This is a genomic window from Agromyces sp. CCNWLW213 (genome assembly GCF_037199545.1).
In the GTDB taxonomy this organism is placed as follows: Bacteria; Actinomycetota; Actinomycetes; order Actinomycetales; family Microbacteriaceae; genus Agromyces.
On record NZ_JBBBDX010000003.1, the window covers coordinates 285,524 to 304,497 of the forward strand.

An 18,974-nucleotide genomic window follows, 5' to 3' on the forward strand; every position below is an offset into this window, starting at 1 on the left:
TCGCCGTCATGACGGGGGCGGATGCCGCGGACCTCAGGGTCCGGCATCCGCCCCCGTTGCGCTGCCCGCCCCCGCCATCCCTGGCCGGCCCTGCGGGGCTGTTCCCGGCCGCGGCACGCGCCTGCCAACGTTCGGCGGGTTCCGGACATCGCGTCCGGCAGCACTCGTGCGGGTGCGCGGGCGGACGTACCGTGGGCCGGTGAGCACCCGCACCGGATCGACGACCACCCCGCGGAAGACCGCCTCGATCACCCGCGACCCCGCCGTCCGGCCCGCGGGCGGCCTGCGCACGTGGGCGCAGTTCCTCGGCGCCGGGCTCGTGTGGGGCGCGAGCTTCCTGTTCATCGCGGTGGCCCTGACCGGGCTCTCGTTCACGCAGGTCGCGTGGGCCCGCACGGTGCTCGGCGCCCTGACCCTCGGCATCGTCGTGCTCGTCGCCCGGCCCCGCGCAGCAGGCGGGACGGTGCTCCCTCGCGAGCCCGCGGTGTGGGCGCACTTCCTCGTGATCGGCGTGATCGGGTGCGTCATCCCGTTCCTGCTCTTCGCGTGGGCGCAGCAGTCGGTGACGTCGAGCCTCGCCTCGATCCTCAACGCGACGACGCCCATCATGACCGCCGTCATCGCGACGCTCGCGTTCCGGGTCGAGAAGCTCGACGCGTCCCGCTGGCTCGGCGTGCTCGTCGGCATCGCGGGCGTCGTGGTCATCATCGCCCCGTGGCGGAGCGAGCTCGCGGGCAGCCTCGCGGGCCAGCTCGCCATCCTCGGGGCGACCGCCTGCTACGGCGTCATGTTCGGGTACACGCGCCGGTTCCTGAGCGGCCGCCCCATCGCCGCGACCACCTTCGCCTTCCTCCAGGTCGGCATGGGCGGCGCGGTCATGCTGCTGCTGACCCCCGTGCTGGCGATCGGTCCCGTCCGCCTGGACGTCGCGGTCGTGCTGTGCCTGGCGGTGCTGGGCATCGCGGGCACGGGCCTGGCGTACGTGTGGAACATCGGCGTGATCCGCGACTGGGGCCCGACGAACGCGTCCACGGTCACGTACGTCACGCCCGTGGTCGGGGTGGTGCTGGGCGTGCTCGTCCTCGGCGAGCCGCTCACGTGGAACGAGCCCGTCGGCGCGCTCGTGGTGATGGCCGGCATCCTGCTGGCGCAGGGGCGTATCCGGATGCCGCGTCGCGACCTCGCACGGTCCTGACGCGAGCCGCGGGTTCGAGCGCTTGACATGCGCGCAGGTGCGTGGTTGGTTAACTACTTGAGTAACTAACCATCGAACCGAATCGGGGACGGATGGACGAATCCCGGCCGATCTTCCTGCAGATCGCAGAGCAGATCGAGAACGACATCATCGACGGCACGGTCGCCGAGGATGCCGCCATCCCGTCGACCAACGAACTCGCGGCGTTCCACCGCATCAACCCCGCGACCGCCCTGAAGGGGGTCAACCGGCTGGTCGAGCAGGGCGTGGTGGCGAAGCGCCGCGGGGTCGGAATGTTCGTCGTCCCCGGCGCGCGCGAACGGCTCGTCGCGCGGCGCCGCGCCGAGTTCGCCGCCGACTACCTCCGACCGCTCATCGTCGAGGCCGCCAAGCTCGGCATCGGCGTCGACGAGCTCGCGGGCATGCTCCGCGAGGAAAGGATCCTGTCATGACCAGCATCGTCGCCAGCACGCGCGGGCTCACCAAGCGGTACGGCGCGTTCACCGCGATCGACGGCATCGACTTCGACCTCGAGGAGGGGCGCATCTACGGCCTGCTCGGTCGCAACGGCGCCGGCAAGACCACCGTCATGCAGCTGCTCACGGGCCAGATCTTCCCGGACGGCGGCACGCTCGAGGTGTTCGGCCGGCCCCCCGCCGAGCACGCCGACGTCCTGCGGCGGCTGTGCTTCATCGCGGAGTCGCAGCGCTACCCCGAGGACTTCACGCCGGCGCACGTGTTCGCGGCGGCACCCTGGTTCTTCGAGCGGTGGGACGCCGCGTTCGCCGAGCGGCTCGTCGCCGACTTCCGCCTCCCGGTCAAGCGGCGCATCAAGAAGCTCTCCCGGGGCCAGCTCTCGGCGGTCGGCGTCATCGTCGGCCTGGCGAGCCGCGCGCCGCTGACCTTCTTCGACGAGCCCTACCTCGGCCTCGACGCGGTCGCGCGGCACCTCTTCTACGACCGGCTCCTGGAGGACTACGCCGAGCACCCCCGCACGATCCTGCTCTCGACGCACCTGATCGACGAGGTCGCGAACCTGCTCGAGCACGTGATCCTCATCGACCAGGGCCGGATCCTGCTCGATCGGGACGCCGAGGACGTGCGCGGATCGGCGACGTCGGTGGCGGGGCCGCGGGCCGTCGTCGAGCGGTTCGTCGCCGAGCGCCCGGTCATCGGGCGCGACGACATCGGCGGGCTGGCATCCGTCACGGTCGACGGCCGCCTCGATCGCGACGAGCGCATCCGCGCGGCCGAGCTGGGGCTCGAGCTCGCGCCGGTGTCGCTGCAGCAGCTCATCATCCACCTGACCGGCGCCGAGACCGCCGGCACGCCCGAGAAGGAGGTCGCGGCATGACCGCCACCGTCACCGCGCCTACCGCCGTCGCCGAGCCGTCCTCGCGCGTGCGGCCGAACGAGATCTGGCGCATCGTGCGCCTGCACACCGTGAACCCGTCGATCTTCTTCCTGGTCCCCGCGCTCGTGCTCGGCGGTGCCTGGGTGATCACGATGGTCATCGCGCTCATCCTGCTCGGCGCGGGCGTCCCCATGGAGAGTACGGGCTTCGAGTACAGCTGGGCCGTGCTGTCGCCGCAGTGGTACCTCATCGTGGTCGGCGTGCAGGCGGTGTCGTACACGTTCCCGTTCGCCCTCGGGTTCGGCGCGACCCGGCGCGACTACTGGATCGGCACGGGGGTCATGTTCGCGCTCGCCTCGCTGCTCTACGCCGTCGTCATCGCGACCCTCCTGGTGGTCGAACGCGCGACCGGCGGGTGGGGAATCGGGGCGGGGATGTTCGAGGCGCTCTGGTACGTCGGCGCCGACTGGGCCATCGCGTTCTACACGACCTTCGCCCTCCAGTTGCTCGTGCTCTTCATCGGGGCGGGGGTCACGACGGTCTTCATGCGGTGGCGGATGAGGGGGATGCTCACGCTCGCCGCCGGCGGCGTCGTCGTCATCCTCGCGATCATCGCGGCGTTCACCTTCAGCGAGTCGTGGGACGAGCTGGGGCGGTGGCTCGCCTCGATCGGACTGGTCGGCGTGTTCACCCTGCTGCTGGTGAAGGCGCTGGCCTGGGCCGTCGCCGGGTTCCTCGTGATCCGGCGCGCGACGCCGCGGTAGGGGACCGCGGCGCCCCACGCAGCCTGTTGCGGAATACCCTAGGGGGGTATATGGTTGAGCCATCGCATACCCCATGCGGGTATCATCGAACCCGATCCGACCACGAGGAGAACGAGATGACGCAGCGCGACTACCAGGTGACCGGCATGACCTGCGGCCACTGCGAGCTGTCGGTGCGCGAGGAGGTCGAGCAGCTGCCGGGCGTCACGGGCATCCAGGTGTCCGCCGCCTCCGGCACGCTGTCGATCACCGCACCGGCCGACCTCGACGACGCCGGCGTGATCGCCGCGGTCGAGGAGGCCGGCTACTCCGCCGTGCGCGTCTGACGACGATGCACGCGGCAGCCCGGCTGGGGCTCTTCGCGGCGGGCGCGGCGGCGGTCTTCACCGTCGCGCTCGTCGCGGCCCCGCTCGTCATCCCGGCCGACGCCTCGGCCGCATGGACCTCCGAGGAGGACGCCCAGATGGACAGCACCGAACCCGGCCACGGCGGCGGACCCGCCGTCGCGGCATCGGCCGACGACGTGCGCGGCCTCTCGGTCTCGCACGCCGGCTACAGCCTCATCGACCTGTCCGCGCCGGCCGCCGCCGGTGAGCCGGGCGAGATCGCCTTCAGCCTGGTGGATGCCGGGGGCGACCCGGTCACCGAGTACGAGACCTCCCACGAGAAGGACCTGCACCTCATCGTGGTGCGCACCGACGGCGCGCACTTCCGGCACGTGCACCCGACGACCGACGGCCGTGGCGGGTGGAGCATCCCGTTCGCCTTCGATGCGGCCGGGACCTACCGGGTCTTCGCCGACTTCGTGCCGGCCGGGTACGGCGAGACCGTCACGCTCACGAGCACGGTCGAGGTCGCCGGCGAGTTCGCGCCGGAGCCGCGCACCGCCGATCGGGCGGTCGCGACGGTCGACGGACTCACCGTCGAGGTCGAGGGCGAACTCGTCGCCGGCGCCGAGGGCGAGCTCGTCTTCACGGTGACCCGCGACGACGAGCCCGTGACGACGCTCGAGCCGTACCTCGGCGCGTACGGGCACCTCGTCGCGCTGCGCCAGGGCGACCTCGCGTACCTGCACGTGCACCCCATGGGCGAGCCCGGCGACGGCGACACCGAGCCCGGTCCCGAGATCTCCTTCATGGCGACCGCCCCCACGGCGGGTCGCTACCTGCTCTACCTCGACCTGAAGCTCGACGGGACCGTGAGGTCGGTGCCCTTCGTGCTGAGCGCGTCGGCCGGGTCGACGGAGGCCGCGGGCGACCGCGCCGACCGGGACGGCGGCTCGCATGGCGACCGGGGCGGTTCCCACGGCGACCAGGGCGACTCCCACGGAAGCGATCGCCGATGACGACCGAGACCGCCTCCTCGGGCACCGGAGCGAGGGTCGTCGAGCTCGAGATCGGCGGCATGACCTGCGCATCCTGCGCGGTGCGCGTCGAGAAGAAGCTGAACAAGCTCGAGGGCGTGGACGCGACGGTCAACTACGCGACCGAGAAGGCGCGCGTTATGGCGCCCGAGGGCGTCCTCGAGGCCGAGCTCATCGCCGCGGTCGAGGCGGCCGGCTACCGGGCGGCCCCGCCCGCACCGCCGGCCCCGGCGACCGGCGACGGACGCCGGGGCTCCGCCACGGGCGAGACCCGCGCCGACGCCGAGCTCCGCTCCCTGGGCACGCGCCTCCTCGTGTCGGTCGTCCTCTCCGTCCCGGTGATCCTCGTGTCGATGATCCCCGCGCTGCAGTTCACCTACTGGCAGTGGGCGGCGCTCGCCCTCGCGGCGCCGGTCGTCACGTGGGCCGCGTGGCCGTTCCACCGCGCGGCGCTCGTCAACCTGCGGCACGGCGCGGCAACCATGGACACGCTCGTCTCGCTCGGCGTGATGTCCGCATTCCTCTGGTCGCTGTACGCGCTGTTCCTCGGCACGGCGGGCGAAGCCGGGATGGTGCACCCCTTCGAGCTGACGGTCGCCCCGAGCGACGGCGCGTCGAACCTCTACCTCGAGGTCGCCGCGGGGGTGACGATGTTCGTGCTCCTCGGCCGGTACCTCGAGAAGCGCTCGAAGCGCGCCGCGGGTGCGGCGCTGCGCGCCCTGCTCGAGCTCGGCGCGAAGGAGGTCGCGGTGCGCCGCGACGGCGTCGAGACGCGCATCCCGGTCGAGCAGCTCGCGGTGGGCGACGAGTTCGTCGTCCGCCCCGGAGAGAAGATCGCGACCGACGGCGTGGTCGTCGAGGGTCGCAGCGCGGTCGACGCCTCGCTCGTCACGGGCGAGTCCGTGCCCGTCGAGGTCGAGGGCGGCGACGTCGTCGTCGGCGCGACGGTCAACGCGGGCGGCCGGCTCGTCGTGCGCGCCACCCGGGTCGGCGCCGACACCCAGCTCGCCCGGATGGCGCGGCTCGTCGAGGACGCCCAGACCGGCAAGGCCGAGGTGCAGCGCCTCGCCGACCGCGTCGCGGGCGTGTTCGTGCCGATCGTGATCCTCGTCGCCGTGGGCACGCTCGGCGCATGGCTCGGGGGCGGCTTCCCCGCCGCGGCAGCGTTCACCGCGGCGGTCGCGGTGCTCATCATCGCGTGCCCCTGTGCGCTCGGCCTCGCGACGCCCACGGCGCTGCTCGTCGGCACCGGTCGCGGCGCCCAGCTCGGCGTGCTGATCAAGGGGCCCGAGGCGCTCGAGTCCACCCGGCGCGTCGACACGATCGTGCTCGACAAGACCGGCACGGTCACCAGCGGGCGGATGGCGCTCGCCGGGGTCCACCCGGCCGCCGGCGTCGACGAGTCCGAGCTGCTCCGCCTCGCCGGAGCGCTCGAGCACGCCTCGGAGCACCCGATCGCGCGGGCCGTCGCCGACGGCGCCGCCGCGCGGGTGGGTGTCCTGCCGACGCCGGAGTCGTTCGAGAACCGGCCCGGGCTCGGCGTCCACGGCGTCGTCGACGGGAGCCTCGTGCTCGTCGGCCGCCCGGCGATGCTCGCCGAGTGGTCGATCGAGCCCGACGCCGGCGTCGCGGCAACCGTCGCCGCCGCCGAGGCCGACGGCCGCACCGTGGTCGTCGTCGCCTGGGACGGCGTCGTGCGGGGCGCGCTCACCGTCGCCGACGCGGTCAAGCCCACGAGCGCCGACGCGGTCGCGCGACTGCGCGGCCTCGGCCTCGAGCCGATCCTGCTCACCGGCGACAACGACGCGGTCGCGCGTCGCGTCGCCGCAGAGGTCGGCATCGAGCGGGTCGTCGCCGAGGTGCTGCCGGCCGACAAGGTCGCCGTGGTCGCCGGCCTGCAGGGCGAGGGGCGCACCGTCGCGATGGTCGGGGACGGCGTGAACGACGCCGCGGCCCTCGCGCAGGCCGACCTCGGCATCGCCATGGGCACGGGCAGCGACGTCGCCATCGAGGCGGCCGACCTGACGCTCGTGCGCGGCGACCTGCTCGCCGCGGTCGACGCGATCCGCCTGTCGCGACGCACGCTGCGCGTCATCAGGGGCAACCTGTTCTGGGCGTTCGCGTACAACGTCGCGGCGATCCCGCTCGCGGCCCTGGGACTGCTGAACCCCATGCTCGCCGGAGCGGCGATGGCGTTCTCGAGCGTCTTCGTCGTGGGCAACAGCCTCCGGCTCCGGGCATTCCGCTCGGCCGTCGGGAGCGCCCGGGCCTGACACGCCGTAGGGTCGAAGCATGACCGCCGAGACCTCCGATCGCGCCGCCGACCCCGCCCCCGTCGTGCCGGGGGTCGGCGGCGGGATCGACGAACGCGATGCGGCGATGAGCGAGCTGCTCGGCATCCGCTCGAGCATCGACAACATCGACGCGGCCCTCATCCACCTGCTCGCCGAGCGGTTCAAGTTCACCCAGCAGGTGGGGCGGCTGAAGGCGCGCCACGGGCTGCCGCCGAGCGATCCCGACCGCGAGAAGCGCCAGATCGCGCGGCTGCGGGCCCTCGCCGAGGACGCCCACCTCGACCCGGCGTTCGCGGAGAAGTGGTTCAACTTCGTGGTCGCCGAGGTGATCCAGCACCACGAGGAGCTCGCCGGCAACGGCGGGTCGGACGAGCTGTGACCTGGTACCCGACTCCCGTGCCGTCGCAGGCGGGCCGCGCCGTGCTCGTCACGGGCGCCAACGCGGGACTCGGGTTCTTCACCTCCGCGCGGCTGGCGAAGGCGGGCGCGCACGTCATCCTCGCAGGCCGCAGCCGGGAGCGTCTCGGCGCCGCCGTCGCCGCCATCCGCGGACGCGTGTCCGCGGCATCCGTGGACACGCTCGTCATCGACGTCGCGTCGCTCGAGTCGGTGCGCGCGGGCGTCGACCGGCTCCTCGACCGCGCCCCGCTCGACACGGTCGTGCTGAACGCGGGCATGGTGCACACGCCCTCGACCCGGCTCGAGAGCGTCGACGGCCATGAGCTGGTGCTCGCGACGAACGTGCTCGGACACTTCGCACTGCTCGCGGGCATCGTGCCGCACCTCGCGCGGGACGCCCGCGTGATCACCATCGGCTCGCTCGCGACGCGCCTGTCGACCTTCCGCGCCGACGACCTGCAGCTGCGACGGTCGTACGATGCGTGGCGCGCCTACGCCCAGTCGAAGATCGCCTCGGCCTCGCTCGCGTTCGAGTTCGACCGGCGGCTCCGGCGGGCGGCGACGGATGCTGCGGAGGCCGTCGGCGCCGCATCGGTGACGCCGCGCGTGCACAGCGTGGTCGCCCATCCCGGCTACTCGATCTCCGGCCGCACGCCCCGCGTGCCCGGCGTGAACGAGCCCACCCGGATCGACCGGTTCGCGGACGCGCTCCAGGCCCCGATCGCACAGGGCAAGCACCGCGGTGCCGACGTGATCGTGCACGCGGCCGCCGCGGACGACGTCGAGGGCGGCCAGTTCTGGGGGCCCCGCTTCGACGTGAAGGGACCGCCGTCCCTCGGCACGCCGACGCGCACCTCGCGCGACCCGCGCCTCGGGGCGAAGGTCTGGGACTTCGCCGAGGCGGCGGTGGGCGTACGGCTCGACGTCGAGGCGGTGGGGCGATGATCCGCGGCGCGCTGGGTCGCTGGTGGTCGACCCCGCGGACCCGGCAGCGCGTCGCACGCGTGCTCGTCGTGGCGGGCATCGCCCTCGTGCTCCTGGCGTTCGCGACGACCCGGTGGGGGCTCGTCTTCGCCGGCATCCTGCTGATCGGCTTCGGCGCCGCGGCGGGTCCGGCCCGGATCCGCCGCGGGCGGACGGAGCCGCCGCGATGATCAGCCGCGAACTCGCCCTCAGGCTGCGCGATGCGGGCCTCGCGTGGCATCCCGAGTCGGGCGACCGGTTCCAGCTCGACCTGCCGAGCCACGTCGAGGCCGACGTCGAAGCCGACACCTTCACCGTGTCCGACATGACGATCGAGACGCACCGGTACCCGACGGGCACGATCCTCGGCTTCAACGGCACGACCGAGTGGGCGCTCGACTCGGTCGCGCTCGCCGACGCGGTCTGGCTGCCGCGCGAGGATCAGCTGCGCGAGCTGCTCCGCGCGACGTTCCGCGGGCTCCGTCGCCTGCCCGACGCGTTCGAGGTCGAGATCGAGCTCGCCGGCGAGGCACGGCGGTTCGAGCATCCGGACCCCGCCGAGGCGTACGGGCTCGCGCTCCTCGCCTTGATCGAGCGCACGCGCTGAGCGCGCGATCGCGCGCGGCGCCCGGTCGTCACGGCGCCGCGGGCGATCGGCCGATCAGGCGGACTGCAGGGCCTTGGCCTTGAGGGTCTCGTACTCGGCGGCCGTGATCGCGCCGCTGTCGAGCAGGCGCTTGGCCGACTCGATCTCCGACGCCGCCGACGCACCCGATCCCGACCCCGCCACCGAACGGATGTACTCGGCCTGCTGCGCGTTCATCGACTGTGCGCGCTCCATGTTGCGCTGCGTCATGCCCTTGCCCCGGGCGATCAGGTAGACGAACGCCGCCAGGAACGGGAGGAACACGAGGAAGAGCACCCACAGCGCCTTCGTCCAGCCGTTCAGGGTCGGGTCGCGGAAGATGTCGACGAACACCGTGATGAAGATCCAGATGCACGAGACGATCACGTAGAACCAGAAGAGCCAGACGAAGAAGTCCCAGATGCTGTTCACGGCGTTCCCTCTCATTCGCGGTGCGGGTCGAGCCCGCGTGGCCTCGACCGTATCGGCGGCATGTCCGGGGGCGATGGGACCAAAGGCACGTCGCTAGGCTCTGGGCATGGGGGCGACGGATGCCGCAGCGGCCGTGGCGCGCGCGCGCGACGCGGTCGACACGGCCGTTCGCGCGCTCGCCGAGGCATCCGCCCGCACCGAGACGCTCGCCGAGTACGAGCCGGGGCGCCGCGTGCTCGGGCTGCCGCGGGCGCCGCGGATGAGGGCGATCGGGCCGGTGTGGCGGCTCGGCGTGCTGCTGCTCGACGCCGAGGGGCGACTGTACGCGACCGGCCGGGTCGTGCGGGCCGAGCGTCCGGCGCGACGGAGCGTCATCGCGGAGTCCGTCGCCGAGCACCGCGCCTATCGCGCGGCCGCGGTGAAGGGCGGCATCCCCGAGGGGGCCACGGTCGTGTTCGACGCGATTCCGCTCGAGCTCGGCGTCGAGTCGCTCGCCGCCGCGTCCGGCCCCCTCGTACGGCGAGGGGACGAGGTGCTCGTGCGGTGGAGTCCGAGCCGGCCCGACGCGCTCATCGCGCTCGAGGCGTACCTCCGCGACCGCGTCGACCTGCTGATCCACCCGCCGCAGGGCGCCTCGTGACCCGCCGCCGGGATGCCGACCACGATCTCCATCAGAAGCCGAACGCCGTGACCGCGGGCAGCCCGCCGTCGCGCCAGCCCTCGAGCGCGAACCGCTCGTGGTGCACCATCCGCTCGGGCAGCGCGTCGAGCGGGAACCACTCGAGCGCGCTCGCCTTGTCGGCCTCCTGCAGCGACGGGATGCCGCGCCAGGTGCGGGTCACGAAGAACACGTCGAGCCGCTGGTCGATCGGCAGCCCCGTCGGGGCGGTGCGGTGCATCGCCGTGATCGCCTCGAGGTCGGACTCGGCGACCTCGACGCCGATCTCCTCGCGGGTCTCGCGGACGGCGCCCGCCACGAGCGTCTCGCCCGGATCGACGTGCCCGGCGGCGGAGGCCGCCCACCAGCCGTCGTAGTAGCCGGTGCCCTCGCGCATCTGCAGCAGCACCCGGTCGCCGTCGACGAGGAACACGTAGGCGGCGGGGATGAGCGCGAACGCGCCGTGCGCGGCGGCGTACTCGGCCGGGTAGGTCTGGCGTCCGTCGCCGTCGCCGTCGCCGTCGACCGGTCCGGGGTCGAGGTACGCGGCGAGGTTCGCGAGCGAGGACGTGAGCCCCTCGGCGTGGTCGCGGGCGCGGATGCCGCGCGGCACGTCGCGCGCCTCGAACTCGACGAGCGTGCCGCCGTCCGCATCGCGCAGGCGCCACGTCATCCGCATCGTGCCCTGGACGGCGGGATCGTCGGACTCGAAGTCCACGAGCTGCTCGACGAGCTCTCCGGGAACGACCCGCGCGATCCGGACCTCCGAGACGTCGGAATCGGCGTCGGTCTTGCCCGGCGCGCCCGCGGTGTCGTCGTAGGTCAGCACGAGCCGGTACGAGCCGCCGCCGCGCAGGTCGAACCGCTCGAAGCGTCCGCGCATGCCCGCCGGCGGCAGCCAGCTCGCCAGCGCGTCGGGGCTGGTGAATGCGGCGAACACGGTCGCCCGGTCGGCGTGCACCAGCAGGCTCGCGAAGTCCGTCCGGCTCATGCCGCGACCCTACCGGGTGCCGGCGGCGGGCGGGTCTGCTAACCTCGACGACCGTGTCATGCATGACGTTCGCGATGATCATCCGGCCCCGCCCCGCCTGAGGCGGAGCGACCGGACCATCTGACCGCTGCTCCGCCTCGGCCCTCACCCAGGGCCGCGGTGCGGTTCGCCGTACCCGGCTGTCGATCCCCAGCCAGCGGAGCACTCCATGCGACCATCACGACCACACCACTCCTCCCCGCGCCCGTCCGCACCGCAGGGCGGCCGGCACGAGCTCGGGCAGAACTTCCTCGTCGACCGCGACGTCATCGACCGGATGACCGCGCTCGCCGCGCGCACCCACGGCCCGATCGTCGAGCTCGGGGCGGGCGGCGGCGCGCTCACGCGAGAGCTCGCGCGCCTCGGCAGGCCGCTCGCGGCGATCGAGCTCGACCCTGCGCGGGCGGCGGCGCTGCGACGCCGACTCGGCCCCGCCGCCGACGTCGTGCAAGCCGACGTGCTGCGCTGGCCGCTGCCGCGCGAGCCGTACGTGCTCGTCGGCAACGTGCCGTTCCACCTGACCACGGCGATCCTGCGCAGGATCCTCGCCGCGGACTGGTGGCGCAGCGCCATCCTGCTCACGCAGTGGGAGGTCGCCCGCCGTCGGTGCGGGGTGGGCGGCGCGAGCATGCTCACTGTCCAGTCCGCGCCGTGGTTCCGGTTCACGCTCGACCGCCGCGTCCCCGCCGGGGCGTTCCGCCCCGTGCCGTCCGTCGACGGCGGCGTGTTCCGCATCGACCGTCGGCCCGAGCCGCTCGTGCGGATGGCCGAGCGCCGCGACTACCAGCGGTGGGTCGGCGACGTGTTCCAGGGGTCCGGGCGCGGGCTCGTGCAGGTGCTCGGGCGCACCTCGCGGCCGATCGACGCGGGCGCCGCCCGACGGGCGCTCCGCGCGCGCGGGATCGACCCGGGCACGCCGGCGAGCCGCCTCACCACCGACGACTGGATCGAGTTGTTGCGGCTCGCCCGCGGTCGGGCGTGAACGACGACGCCGGCCGCGACCCTCGCGTGGAGGGCTCGCGGCCGGCGGTTGCGCGGATCCGGGTCAGTACCCGACCACCGGGCCGAACGCGTCGGCGAGCGGCGCCCGGTTCACGCCGCGGAGCTCGTCGATCGACACGGTGAAGGCGTCCTGCACCTCGAGCGAGCCCGACGCGGCATCCGTCACGCCGATGCGGCGCACCGGGACGCCACGGCCGTCGCACAGGCCGCGGAAGCGCACGTCGTCCTCGCGCGGCACGGTCACGATCACGCGCGCGGCCGACTCCGAGAACAGGGCGGTCGCGAGGTCGATGCCGGCGTCCTCGGTGACCTCGCCGAGGAAGACCCGGGCGCCCACGCCGAAGCGGGACACGGCCTCGGCGAGTGCGACCGCGAGGCCGCCGTCGCTGAGGTCGTGCGCCGAGTCGACGAGGCCTTCGAGTGCGGCCGCGGCGAGCAGGTCGCCGAGCCGCTTCTCGCGCGTGAGGTCGACCGCCGGCGGGATGCCGCCGAGGTGGTCGTGCACGACGCCCGCCCAGGCGGAGCCGTCCAGCTCGGCGTACGTCTCGCCGAGCAGGTAGATGTTGTGCCCGTCGTCCTGCCAGCCCGACGGGATGCGGCGCGCGACGTCGTCGATCACGCCGAGCACCGCGACGACCGGGGTCGGGTGGATCGGCACGTCGCCGGTCTGGTTGTAGAAGCTGACGTTCCCGCCCGTGACGGGGATGCCCAGTTCGAGGCATCCGTCGGCGAGGCCCTCGACGGCCTGCGCGAACTGCCACATGACCTCGGGGTTCTCGGGCGAGCCGAAGTTGAGGCAGTCGGAGATGCCCATGGGCGTCGCGCCCGTGACGGCGACGTTGCGGTACGCCTCGGCGAGCGCGAGCTGCGCGCCACGGCGCGGGTCGAGCTGGCAGTACCGGCCGTTCGCGTCGGTCGCGACCGCGACGCCGAGGCCCGACTCCTCGTCGACTCGGATCATCCCCGCGTCGTCCGGTGAGGCGAGCGCCGTGTTGCCGAGCACGTAGTGGTCGTACTGGTTCGTGATCCACGCGGCATCCGCCTGGTTCGCCGAACCCACGAGCTGCAGGAACTGCGCGCGCAGCTCGTCGCCCGCGTCGTCCGCCGGGCGCGGCAGCGCGGCGGCCGTGTCGGCCTGCAGCGCGTCGAGGTACGAGGGGTAGCGCATCGGCCGCTCGTAGACCGGGCCGTCGACGGCGACGGTGCGCGGGTCGACGTTCACGATCTCCTGGCCGCGCCAGGTGATGCTGAGCCGCCCGGTGTCGGTGACCTCGCCGAGCACGCTCGTCTCGACGTCCCACTTCCGCACGACCTCCATGAACCCGTCGAGCTTCTCGGGGCGCACGATGGCCATCATGCGCTCCTGGCTCTCCGACATGAGGATCTCCTCGGGGGTGAGCGTCGGGTCGCGCAGCAGCACGTCGTCGAGCACGATCGACATGCCGCCGTCGCCGTTCGCCGCGAGTTCGCTCGTCGCGCACGAGATGCCCGCCGCGCCCAGGTCTTGGATGCCCTCGACGAGGTCGCCCGCGAACAGCTCGAGGCAGCACTCGATCAGCACCTTCTCGGCGAAGGGGTCGCCGACCTGCACCGCGGGGCGCTTGGTCGGGCCGCCCTCGGCGAACGAGTCGGACGCGAGGATCGACGTGCCGCCGATGCCGTCGCCGCCCGTGCGCGCACCGAAGAGCACGACCTTGTTGCCGACGCCCTTGGCGTTCGCGAGGTGCAGGTCTTCATGGCGCAGCACGCCCACCGCGAGCGCGTTCACGAGCGGGTTCTTCTGGTACACCGGGTCGAACCAGGTCTCGCCGCCGATGTTCGGGAGGCCCAGGCAGTTGCCGTAGAAGCTGATGCCCGACACGACGCCGTGCACGACGCGCGCGGTGTCGGGGTCGTCGATCGCGCCGAACCGCAGCGCATCCATGACGGCGACCGGGCGCGCGCCCATCGAGATGATGTCCCGCACGATGCCGCCGACGCCGGTCGCGGCGCCCTGGAACGGCTCGATGAAGCTCGGGTGGTTGTGCGACTCGATCTTGAACGTCACCGCCCATCCCTCGCCGATGTCGAGCACGCCCGCGTTCTCGCCGATGCCCACCATCAGGTGCTGCTTCATCTCGGGCGTGACCTTCTTGCCGAACTGGCGCAGGTGCACCTTGCTCGACTTGTACGACGCGTGCTCGCTCCACATGACCGAGTACATGGCGAGCTCGGCGCTCGTGGGGCGTCGGCCGAGGATGTTGCGGATGCGCTCGTACTCGTCGGGCTTGACGCCGAGGGCGGCGTACGGCTGCTCCTTCTCGGGGGTCGCGGCGGCGACCTCGACGGTGTCGAGCTGCGGGGTGCGCGGCGCCTCGATGATCTCGGCCGCGGCCGGGTCGCCCGGCTCCGCGGTCGTGGTGGCAGCGGTGGGCGGGGTCTCAGTGGTCACGGGTGGCGAGCTCCAGAAGGTGGCGGCGAGCGGATGCCGCGGGGCGGATGCCGGACCCGGCAAGTCTACCGGCCGTGCTCACGTGAGCACGGCCCGGCCGTCTCCGCCGATCACGCCCGCTCCCGCGTGCCCGCCACGCGCTGGAGTGCCGCTTCTGCGGTGGAGTGCGGATCGCGTCAGTACTTCACCGCAGAAACGGCACTTCGATGGCGCGTGTGGCGGGCGAAGGTGCGCGGGGGAGGGGGGTCAGTCGGCGCGCGAGAAGGCGGCGGCGCGCTCGACCTGGTCGCGGGTCAGCGCGACGCCCGTGTAGCGCTCGAACTGTCGCGCGGCCTGCAGGGCGACGACCTCGGCTCCGGTGATGACGGGCGTGCCCGAGGCGCGCGCCGCGGCGATCAGCGGCGTCTCGGCGGGGAACGCGACCACGTCGAACACGGTCGAGGCGCGCTCGATGAACGACGCGTCGAACGCGAGCGCCGCGGCATCCGCCCCCTGCATGCCGAGCGGCGTGACGTTGACGATGACGTCGAAGGAGGCCTCGGGCTCGTCGGCGGTCCACGCGTAGCCGTACTTGTCCGCGAGCGCCGGGCCGGCCGCAGCGTTGCGCGCGAGCAGGGTGAGGTCGTCGAAGCCCGCGCCGCGGAACGCCGCGACGACCGCCTTCGCCATGCCGCCCGAGCCGCGGACGACCACCCGCGACGCGGGGTCGAGGCCGTGCTCGGCGATGAGCTGCGCGACCGCCTCGTAGTCGGTGTTGGATGCCGTGAGCCGGCCGCCGTCGTTCACGATGGTGTTCACCGACTCGATGGCCGCCGCCGAGTCCTCGAGCTCGTCGACGAGCGGGATCACGTCCTCCTTGAACGGCATCGACACGGAGCAGCCCCGGAAGCCCAGCGCCCGCATGCCGCGGATCGCCCCCTCGAGGTCGTCGGTCGTGAACGCCTTGTAGAGGAAGTTCAGCCCGAGCTCGTCGTACAGGAAGTTGTGGAACCTCGTGCCGAGGTTCGACGGGCGACCGGAGAGCGAGATGCAGACCTGCATGTCCTTGTTCAGGATGGGCATGGGCCCATTCTGGCCCCGGGCGCGCGGAACGTGCGTCTGATGCCGGTCGCGAGGCGGACGCACGTCAACCCACCGTTGAGAATACAGGTGACACGTGTCATCATGTCCGGGAGCGGCCAACGGGGGCCGCACGACTGTGACGGAGCAGACATGCAGGCAACAATGAGAGCGCTCTCACGCGGAGGCGGCGCGGCCGTCGTCGCCGCGGCGCTGCTGGTTCCGCTCGGTGCGACCGCATCGGCGGCCGCCGAGGGCACCACGACCGTGATCACCGATTTCGAGGGCGGCGCGCCCTCGGGGTTCTTCAGCTACGGGTCCGCCGGCTTCGGCGTGGTCGACGTCGCCGAGGGCAGCGCCGACGCGAAGCCCGGCCAGGTGGGCGCCACGAAGGTGCTCTCCTACGGCTGGGACGTGACCGCCGGAGGCAGCTTCGGCGGCGTCGGCGAGACGTTCGGCGCGACGCGCGACGTCAGCGCCTACGACGGAGTGGCCTTCTGGATGAACGGCTCCGGCAACGGCAGCGCGCTCCAGTTCGAGCTCTTCGACGGCGGCGCGAACCCCGACGTCTCCGAGCGCTTCGACACCACGATCGTCGACGACGTCGCCGGATGGCGCCAGGTGACGCTGCCGTGGTCGGCGTTCCAGCGCGCGACCGACTTCCAGCCCGGCGGCGCCCCGAACGACGGATTCGGCACGTCCGCGATCTGGGGCTACGCGCTCCCCGCCGTGAACGGCGCGAACACCATCCGCGTCGACGACATCGCCGTGTACTCGGGCATCGAGGTTCCGCCGGCCGTCTCCTTCGCGAGCTCGACGGCGAGTCTCATCGAGGGTGACACGGGCTCGATCGAGGTGCGGCTCGACCGTGCGCTCGAGACGCCGGTCACGGTGGCGCTCGGGGCGACGGATGACACCGCGTCGGCGGGCGACGACTATGTCGACCCGAGCACCACGATCGAGTTCGCCGCCGGTCAGACCAGCCGCACCGTGGAGCTCGCGACGGTCGCCGACGACGTCGAGGAGTCGAGCGAGACGCTCGAGCTCACCCTCGCCGATGCGACCGGCGCCACCGTCGGCTCGCCCTCGAGCACGACGGTCACGATCCTCGACGACGACGGCGAGGTCGTCGGCCCGCCGGACGGTCGCACGCTCATCGTCGACGACCACGAGGCGCCGCTCGTGCAGGGCGACGCCGGCGGCATCCCCGTCGGATGGTTCGGCGCGCAGGACCCGAACAGCTCGGTCGCCTTCGAGCGCACGGATGCCGCGCCCGCCCCGGTGCCCGGCACGCCCGCCGGCAACGCCGTACTGCAGGCCGACTTCGACGTCACGAGCTTCGGCGTCGTCGTCCGCAACTTCGCGAACGAGGCCGCCGACGCCTGGACCACGCAGGACTGGTCGACCTACGAGGGCATCGGCTTCTGGATGTACGGCAACGGCTCCGGCACCGACCTGTTCCTCGACCTGCTCGACAACCGGAACCCCGGCTCGACCGTCGACGACGCCGAGCGCTTCGTGGTGTCGTTCTCCGACGATTGGCGCGGCTGGAAGTTCCTCAGGTTCGACTTCGCGGACTTCTCGCGCAAGAACATCGGCAACAACGCCCCGAACGACGGCCTCACGCTGACCGACATGCACGGCTACGCGTTCGGTTCGCTGCGGACCGATGCGCCGCAGCGGTTCTTCTACGACGACGTGCTGCTGTACGGCCAGGCCGAGCCCGTGCCGCTCTCCGTCGGCTTCGACCGAGCCGGGTACGAGGTGACCGAGGGCGACACCGCCACCGGCGTCATCCGACTGAACCGCGTCGCCGACGAGGACGTCACGGTGAGCTGGGAGTCGCTCGCGATCGAGGCGCGCACGGCGACGGAGGACCTCTCCGCCACCGAGGACCGCGACTTCACGCCCGCGAGCGGCGAGGTCACGATCCCCGCCGGCGAACGGCAGGCGACCATCGAGCTGCCCACGCTGCAGGATGCCAAGCACGAGGTCGACGAGACCTTCGTCGTTCGGCTGTCCGACCCGTCCGGCGCCGAGTTCGGCTTCGTGCGCACCGCGACCGTGAGCATCCAGGACGACGACGAGATCGAGGCGTCGCTGGTCGACGACTTCGAGTCGACCCCGTGGCTCTTCGAGACGACCGGCAAGTCGGCGCTCACGACCCGTGAGCTCACCGCCGACTCGGGTGCCGGCTACGAGGGCCAGGATGCCTTCGAGGGCGTCGCCGACTTCGCCTACAAGGGCGAGTCGACGCTCGGCCGCGGGTTCGCGGGCGGCCAGGACTGGTCCGGCGCCGACGGGCTCAGCTTCTGGGTCAAGGGCTCGGCGAAGGCCACGCCGATCACCGTCGAGATCCAGGACGACCCGGCACCCGACGCGGGCCCCGACACCTGGGAGCTCGCGTGGAGCGACGAGTTCGACGGCCCCGCCGGCGCTCCGGCGAACCCGGAGAACTGGACCTACGAGACCGGCGGCTGGGGCTGGGGCAACGACGAGCTGCAGTACTACACCGACAGCACCGACAACGCCGCGCTCGACGGCGACGGGAACCTCGTCATCACGGCCCGCGAGATCGACCCGGCCACGACCGACCTCGAGTGCTGGTACGGACCGTGCGAGTACACCTCGGCGCGCCTGGTCACCGAGCAGAAGCAGGAGTTCGAGTACGGCCGCATCGAGTCGCGCGTGCAGGTTCCCGAGGGCTCGGGCATCTGGCCGGCCGTGTGGTCGCTCGGCACCGACTTCCGCGAGGTCGGCTGGCCGCAGACCGGTGAGATCGACGTCATGGAGTTCGTCGGACGCCTGCCCAACGAGATCTTCGGCACGATCCACGGCCCCGGGTACTCGGGCGGGCAGTCGTACGGCGGCATCTACGACTTCGGCGCCCCCGTGCCCGGCGACTGGCACGAGTTCGCGGTCGAGTGGACGCCCGAGGAGATCGTCTGGTCGGTCGACGGCATCGTCTACCACCAGGCCGACCCGGCGGACGTCGCGCCGAACGAGTGGGTCTTCGACCACCCGTTCTCGCTGCTGACCAACGTCGCGATCGGCGGCAACTTCGGCGGCGCGCTCGGCGAGGACCTCGAGTTCCCGCAGTCGCTCACGGTCGACTACGTGCGCGTCTACCAGGCGCCCGACACGGCCGAGCGGTTCACCGCGAGCACCGTGGTGCGCGGCACCGGCTGGCAGCAGGTCACCATCCCGTTCGACGAGTTCGAGCGGGCCGACGAGCAGCCCGCGGGAGCGCCCGACGACGGCCTCACGCTGACGGACGTGCAGGGCTACTCCCTGACGTTCGCCGGCAAGGGGCAGGTCTCGGTCGACCGGGTCACGGTCGAGTGATCGCCTCCTAGCCCGAAGAACGAGGGCGGGGCGGATGCCGCGGCATCCGCCCCGCCCTTC

At 72.7% G+C, this 18,974-nt stretch carries 18 protein-coding genes; 14 read left to right on the top strand and 4 right to left on the bottom strand.

The window, feature by feature from the left end:
- The first annotated feature begins 199 nt into the window (after positions 1–199).
- The 11 genes from WBQ80_RS08700 to WBQ80_RS08750 all read left to right on the top strand — a co-directional run bounded on the left by WBQ80_RS08700 (position 200) and on the right by WBQ80_RS08750 (position 8,939).
- A complete protein-coding gene (locus tag WBQ80_RS08700) occupies positions 200–1,195 on the top strand; it encodes a DMT family transporter (RefSeq protein WP_336572120.1) in 996 nt (331 codons plus the stop codon).
- 92 nt (positions 1,196–1,287) lie between these two features.
- Positions 1,288–1,647 carry a GntR family transcriptional regulator gene (locus tag WBQ80_RS08705; RefSeq protein ID WP_336572119.1) on the top strand — a complete coding sequence of 120 codons (360 nt, stop codon included), beginning with the start codon at positions 1,288–1,290 and terminating at the stop codon, positions 1,645–1,647.
- Positions 1,644–2,549 (top strand): ABC transporter ATP-binding protein, encoded by a 906-nt coding sequence (locus WBQ80_RS08710; RefSeq protein ID WP_336572118.1) that lies wholly within the window; start codon positions 1,644–1,646, stop codon positions 2,547–2,549. The genes WBQ80_RS08705 and WBQ80_RS08710 overlap by 4 nt, the downstream gene beginning before the upstream one ends.
- Positions 2,546–3,313 carry a hypothetical protein gene (locus WBQ80_RS08715; protein WP_336572117.1) on the top strand — a complete coding sequence of 256 codons (768 nt, stop codon included), beginning with the start codon at positions 2,546–2,548 and terminating at the stop codon, positions 3,311–3,313. Before WBQ80_RS08710 ends, WBQ80_RS08715 begins: the two co-directional genes overlap by 4 nt.
- A gap of 116 nt (positions 3,314–3,429) precedes the next feature.
- Positions 3,430–3,639 carry a heavy-metal-associated domain-containing protein gene (locus tag WBQ80_RS08720; protein WP_336572116.1) on the top strand — a complete coding sequence of 70 codons (210 nt, stop codon included), beginning with the start codon at positions 3,430–3,432 and terminating at the stop codon, positions 3,637–3,639.
- Positions 3,640–3,644: 5 nt separating this feature from the next.
- Positions 3,645–4,658: a heavy-metal-associated domain-containing protein gene (locus WBQ80_RS08725; RefSeq protein WP_336572115.1), complete on the top strand. Its 1,014-nt coding sequence runs from the start codon at positions 3,645–3,647 to the stop codon at positions 4,656–4,658.
- Positions 4,655–6,949, top strand: coding sequence for a heavy metal translocating P-type ATPase (locus WBQ80_RS08730; RefSeq protein ID WP_336572114.1), 2,295 nt, complete (start codon positions 4,655–4,657; stop codon positions 6,947–6,949). Before WBQ80_RS08725 ends, WBQ80_RS08730 begins: the two co-directional genes overlap by 4 nt.
- Before the next feature lie 106 nt (positions 6,950–7,055).
- On the top strand, positions 7,056–7,349 hold the full coding sequence (locus WBQ80_RS08735) for a chorismate mutase (RefSeq protein ID WP_336572148.1): 294 nt from the start codon (positions 7,056–7,058) through the stop codon (positions 7,347–7,349).
- Positions 7,346–8,314, top strand: coding sequence for an SDR family NAD(P)-dependent oxidoreductase (locus tag WBQ80_RS08740; RefSeq protein ID WP_336572113.1), 969 nt, complete (start codon positions 7,346–7,348; stop codon positions 8,312–8,314). Before WBQ80_RS08735 ends, WBQ80_RS08740 begins: the two co-directional genes overlap by 4 nt.
- Positions 8,311–8,523, top strand: coding sequence for a hypothetical protein (locus WBQ80_RS08745; RefSeq protein WP_336572112.1), 213 nt, complete (start codon positions 8,311–8,313; stop codon positions 8,521–8,523). The genes WBQ80_RS08740 and WBQ80_RS08745 overlap by 4 nt, the downstream gene beginning before the upstream one ends.
- Positions 8,520–8,939 carry a pilus assembly protein CpaE gene (locus WBQ80_RS08750; protein ID WP_336572111.1) on the top strand — a complete coding sequence of 140 codons (420 nt, stop codon included), beginning with the start codon at positions 8,520–8,522 and terminating at the stop codon, positions 8,937–8,939. The genes WBQ80_RS08745 and WBQ80_RS08750 overlap by 4 nt, the downstream gene beginning before the upstream one ends.
- Before the next feature lie 54 nt (positions 8,940–8,993).
- On the opposite strand, the gene WBQ80_RS08755 is transcribed toward WBQ80_RS08750, so the two are convergent.
- The gene (locus WBQ80_RS08755) at positions 8,994–9,389 is read right to left on the bottom strand and encodes an SHOCT domain-containing protein (RefSeq protein ID WP_336572110.1); all 396 of its coding nucleotides are present in this window, start codon (positions 9,387–9,389) and stop codon (positions 8,994–8,996) included.
- Positions 9,390–9,495: 106 nt separating this feature from the next.
- Here WBQ80_RS08755 and WBQ80_RS08760 point away from each other — a divergent pair, with 106 nt between their 5' ends.
- Positions 9,496–10,029, top strand: a complete 534-nt coding sequence (locus tag WBQ80_RS08760) for a hypothetical protein (protein WP_336572109.1) — start codon at positions 9,496–9,498, stop codon at positions 10,027–10,029.
- 31 nt (positions 10,030–10,060) lie between these two features.
- Here WBQ80_RS08760 and WBQ80_RS08765 read toward each other — a convergent pair whose 3' ends face one another.
- A complete protein-coding gene (locus WBQ80_RS08765; RefSeq protein ID WP_336572108.1) occupies positions 10,061–11,038 on the bottom strand; it encodes an NUDIX domain-containing protein in 978 nt (325 codons plus the stop codon).
- Positions 11,039–11,246: 208 nt separating this feature from the next.
- Between WBQ80_RS08765 and erm the strand changes: the two genes are divergently transcribed.
- On the top strand, positions 11,247–12,059 hold the full coding sequence (erm, locus tag WBQ80_RS08770) for a 23S ribosomal RNA methyltransferase Erm (RefSeq protein ID WP_336572107.1): 813 nt from the start codon (positions 11,247–11,249) through the stop codon (positions 12,057–12,059).
- A 63-nt stretch (positions 12,060–12,122) separates the two neighbouring features.
- Here erm and purL read toward each other — a convergent pair whose 3' ends face one another.
- Positions 12,123–14,441: a phosphoribosylformylglycinamidine synthase subunit PurL gene (purL, locus tag WBQ80_RS08775; protein WP_336572147.1), complete on the bottom strand. Its 2,319-nt coding sequence runs from the start codon at positions 14,439–14,441 to the stop codon at positions 12,123–12,125.
- A gap of 315 nt (positions 14,442–14,756) precedes the next feature.
- A complete protein-coding gene (locus WBQ80_RS08780) occupies positions 14,757–15,572 on the bottom strand; it encodes a shikimate 5-dehydrogenase (RefSeq protein ID WP_336572106.1) in 816 nt (271 codons plus the stop codon).
- A 162-nt stretch (positions 15,573–15,734) separates the two neighbouring features.
- Here WBQ80_RS08780 and WBQ80_RS08785 point away from each other — a divergent pair, with 162 nt between their 5' ends.
- A complete protein-coding gene (locus tag WBQ80_RS08785) occupies positions 15,735–18,914 on the top strand; it encodes a carbohydrate binding domain-containing protein (RefSeq protein ID WP_336572105.1) in 3,180 nt (1,059 codons plus the stop codon).
- Positions 18,915–18,974 lie beyond the last annotated feature (60 nt).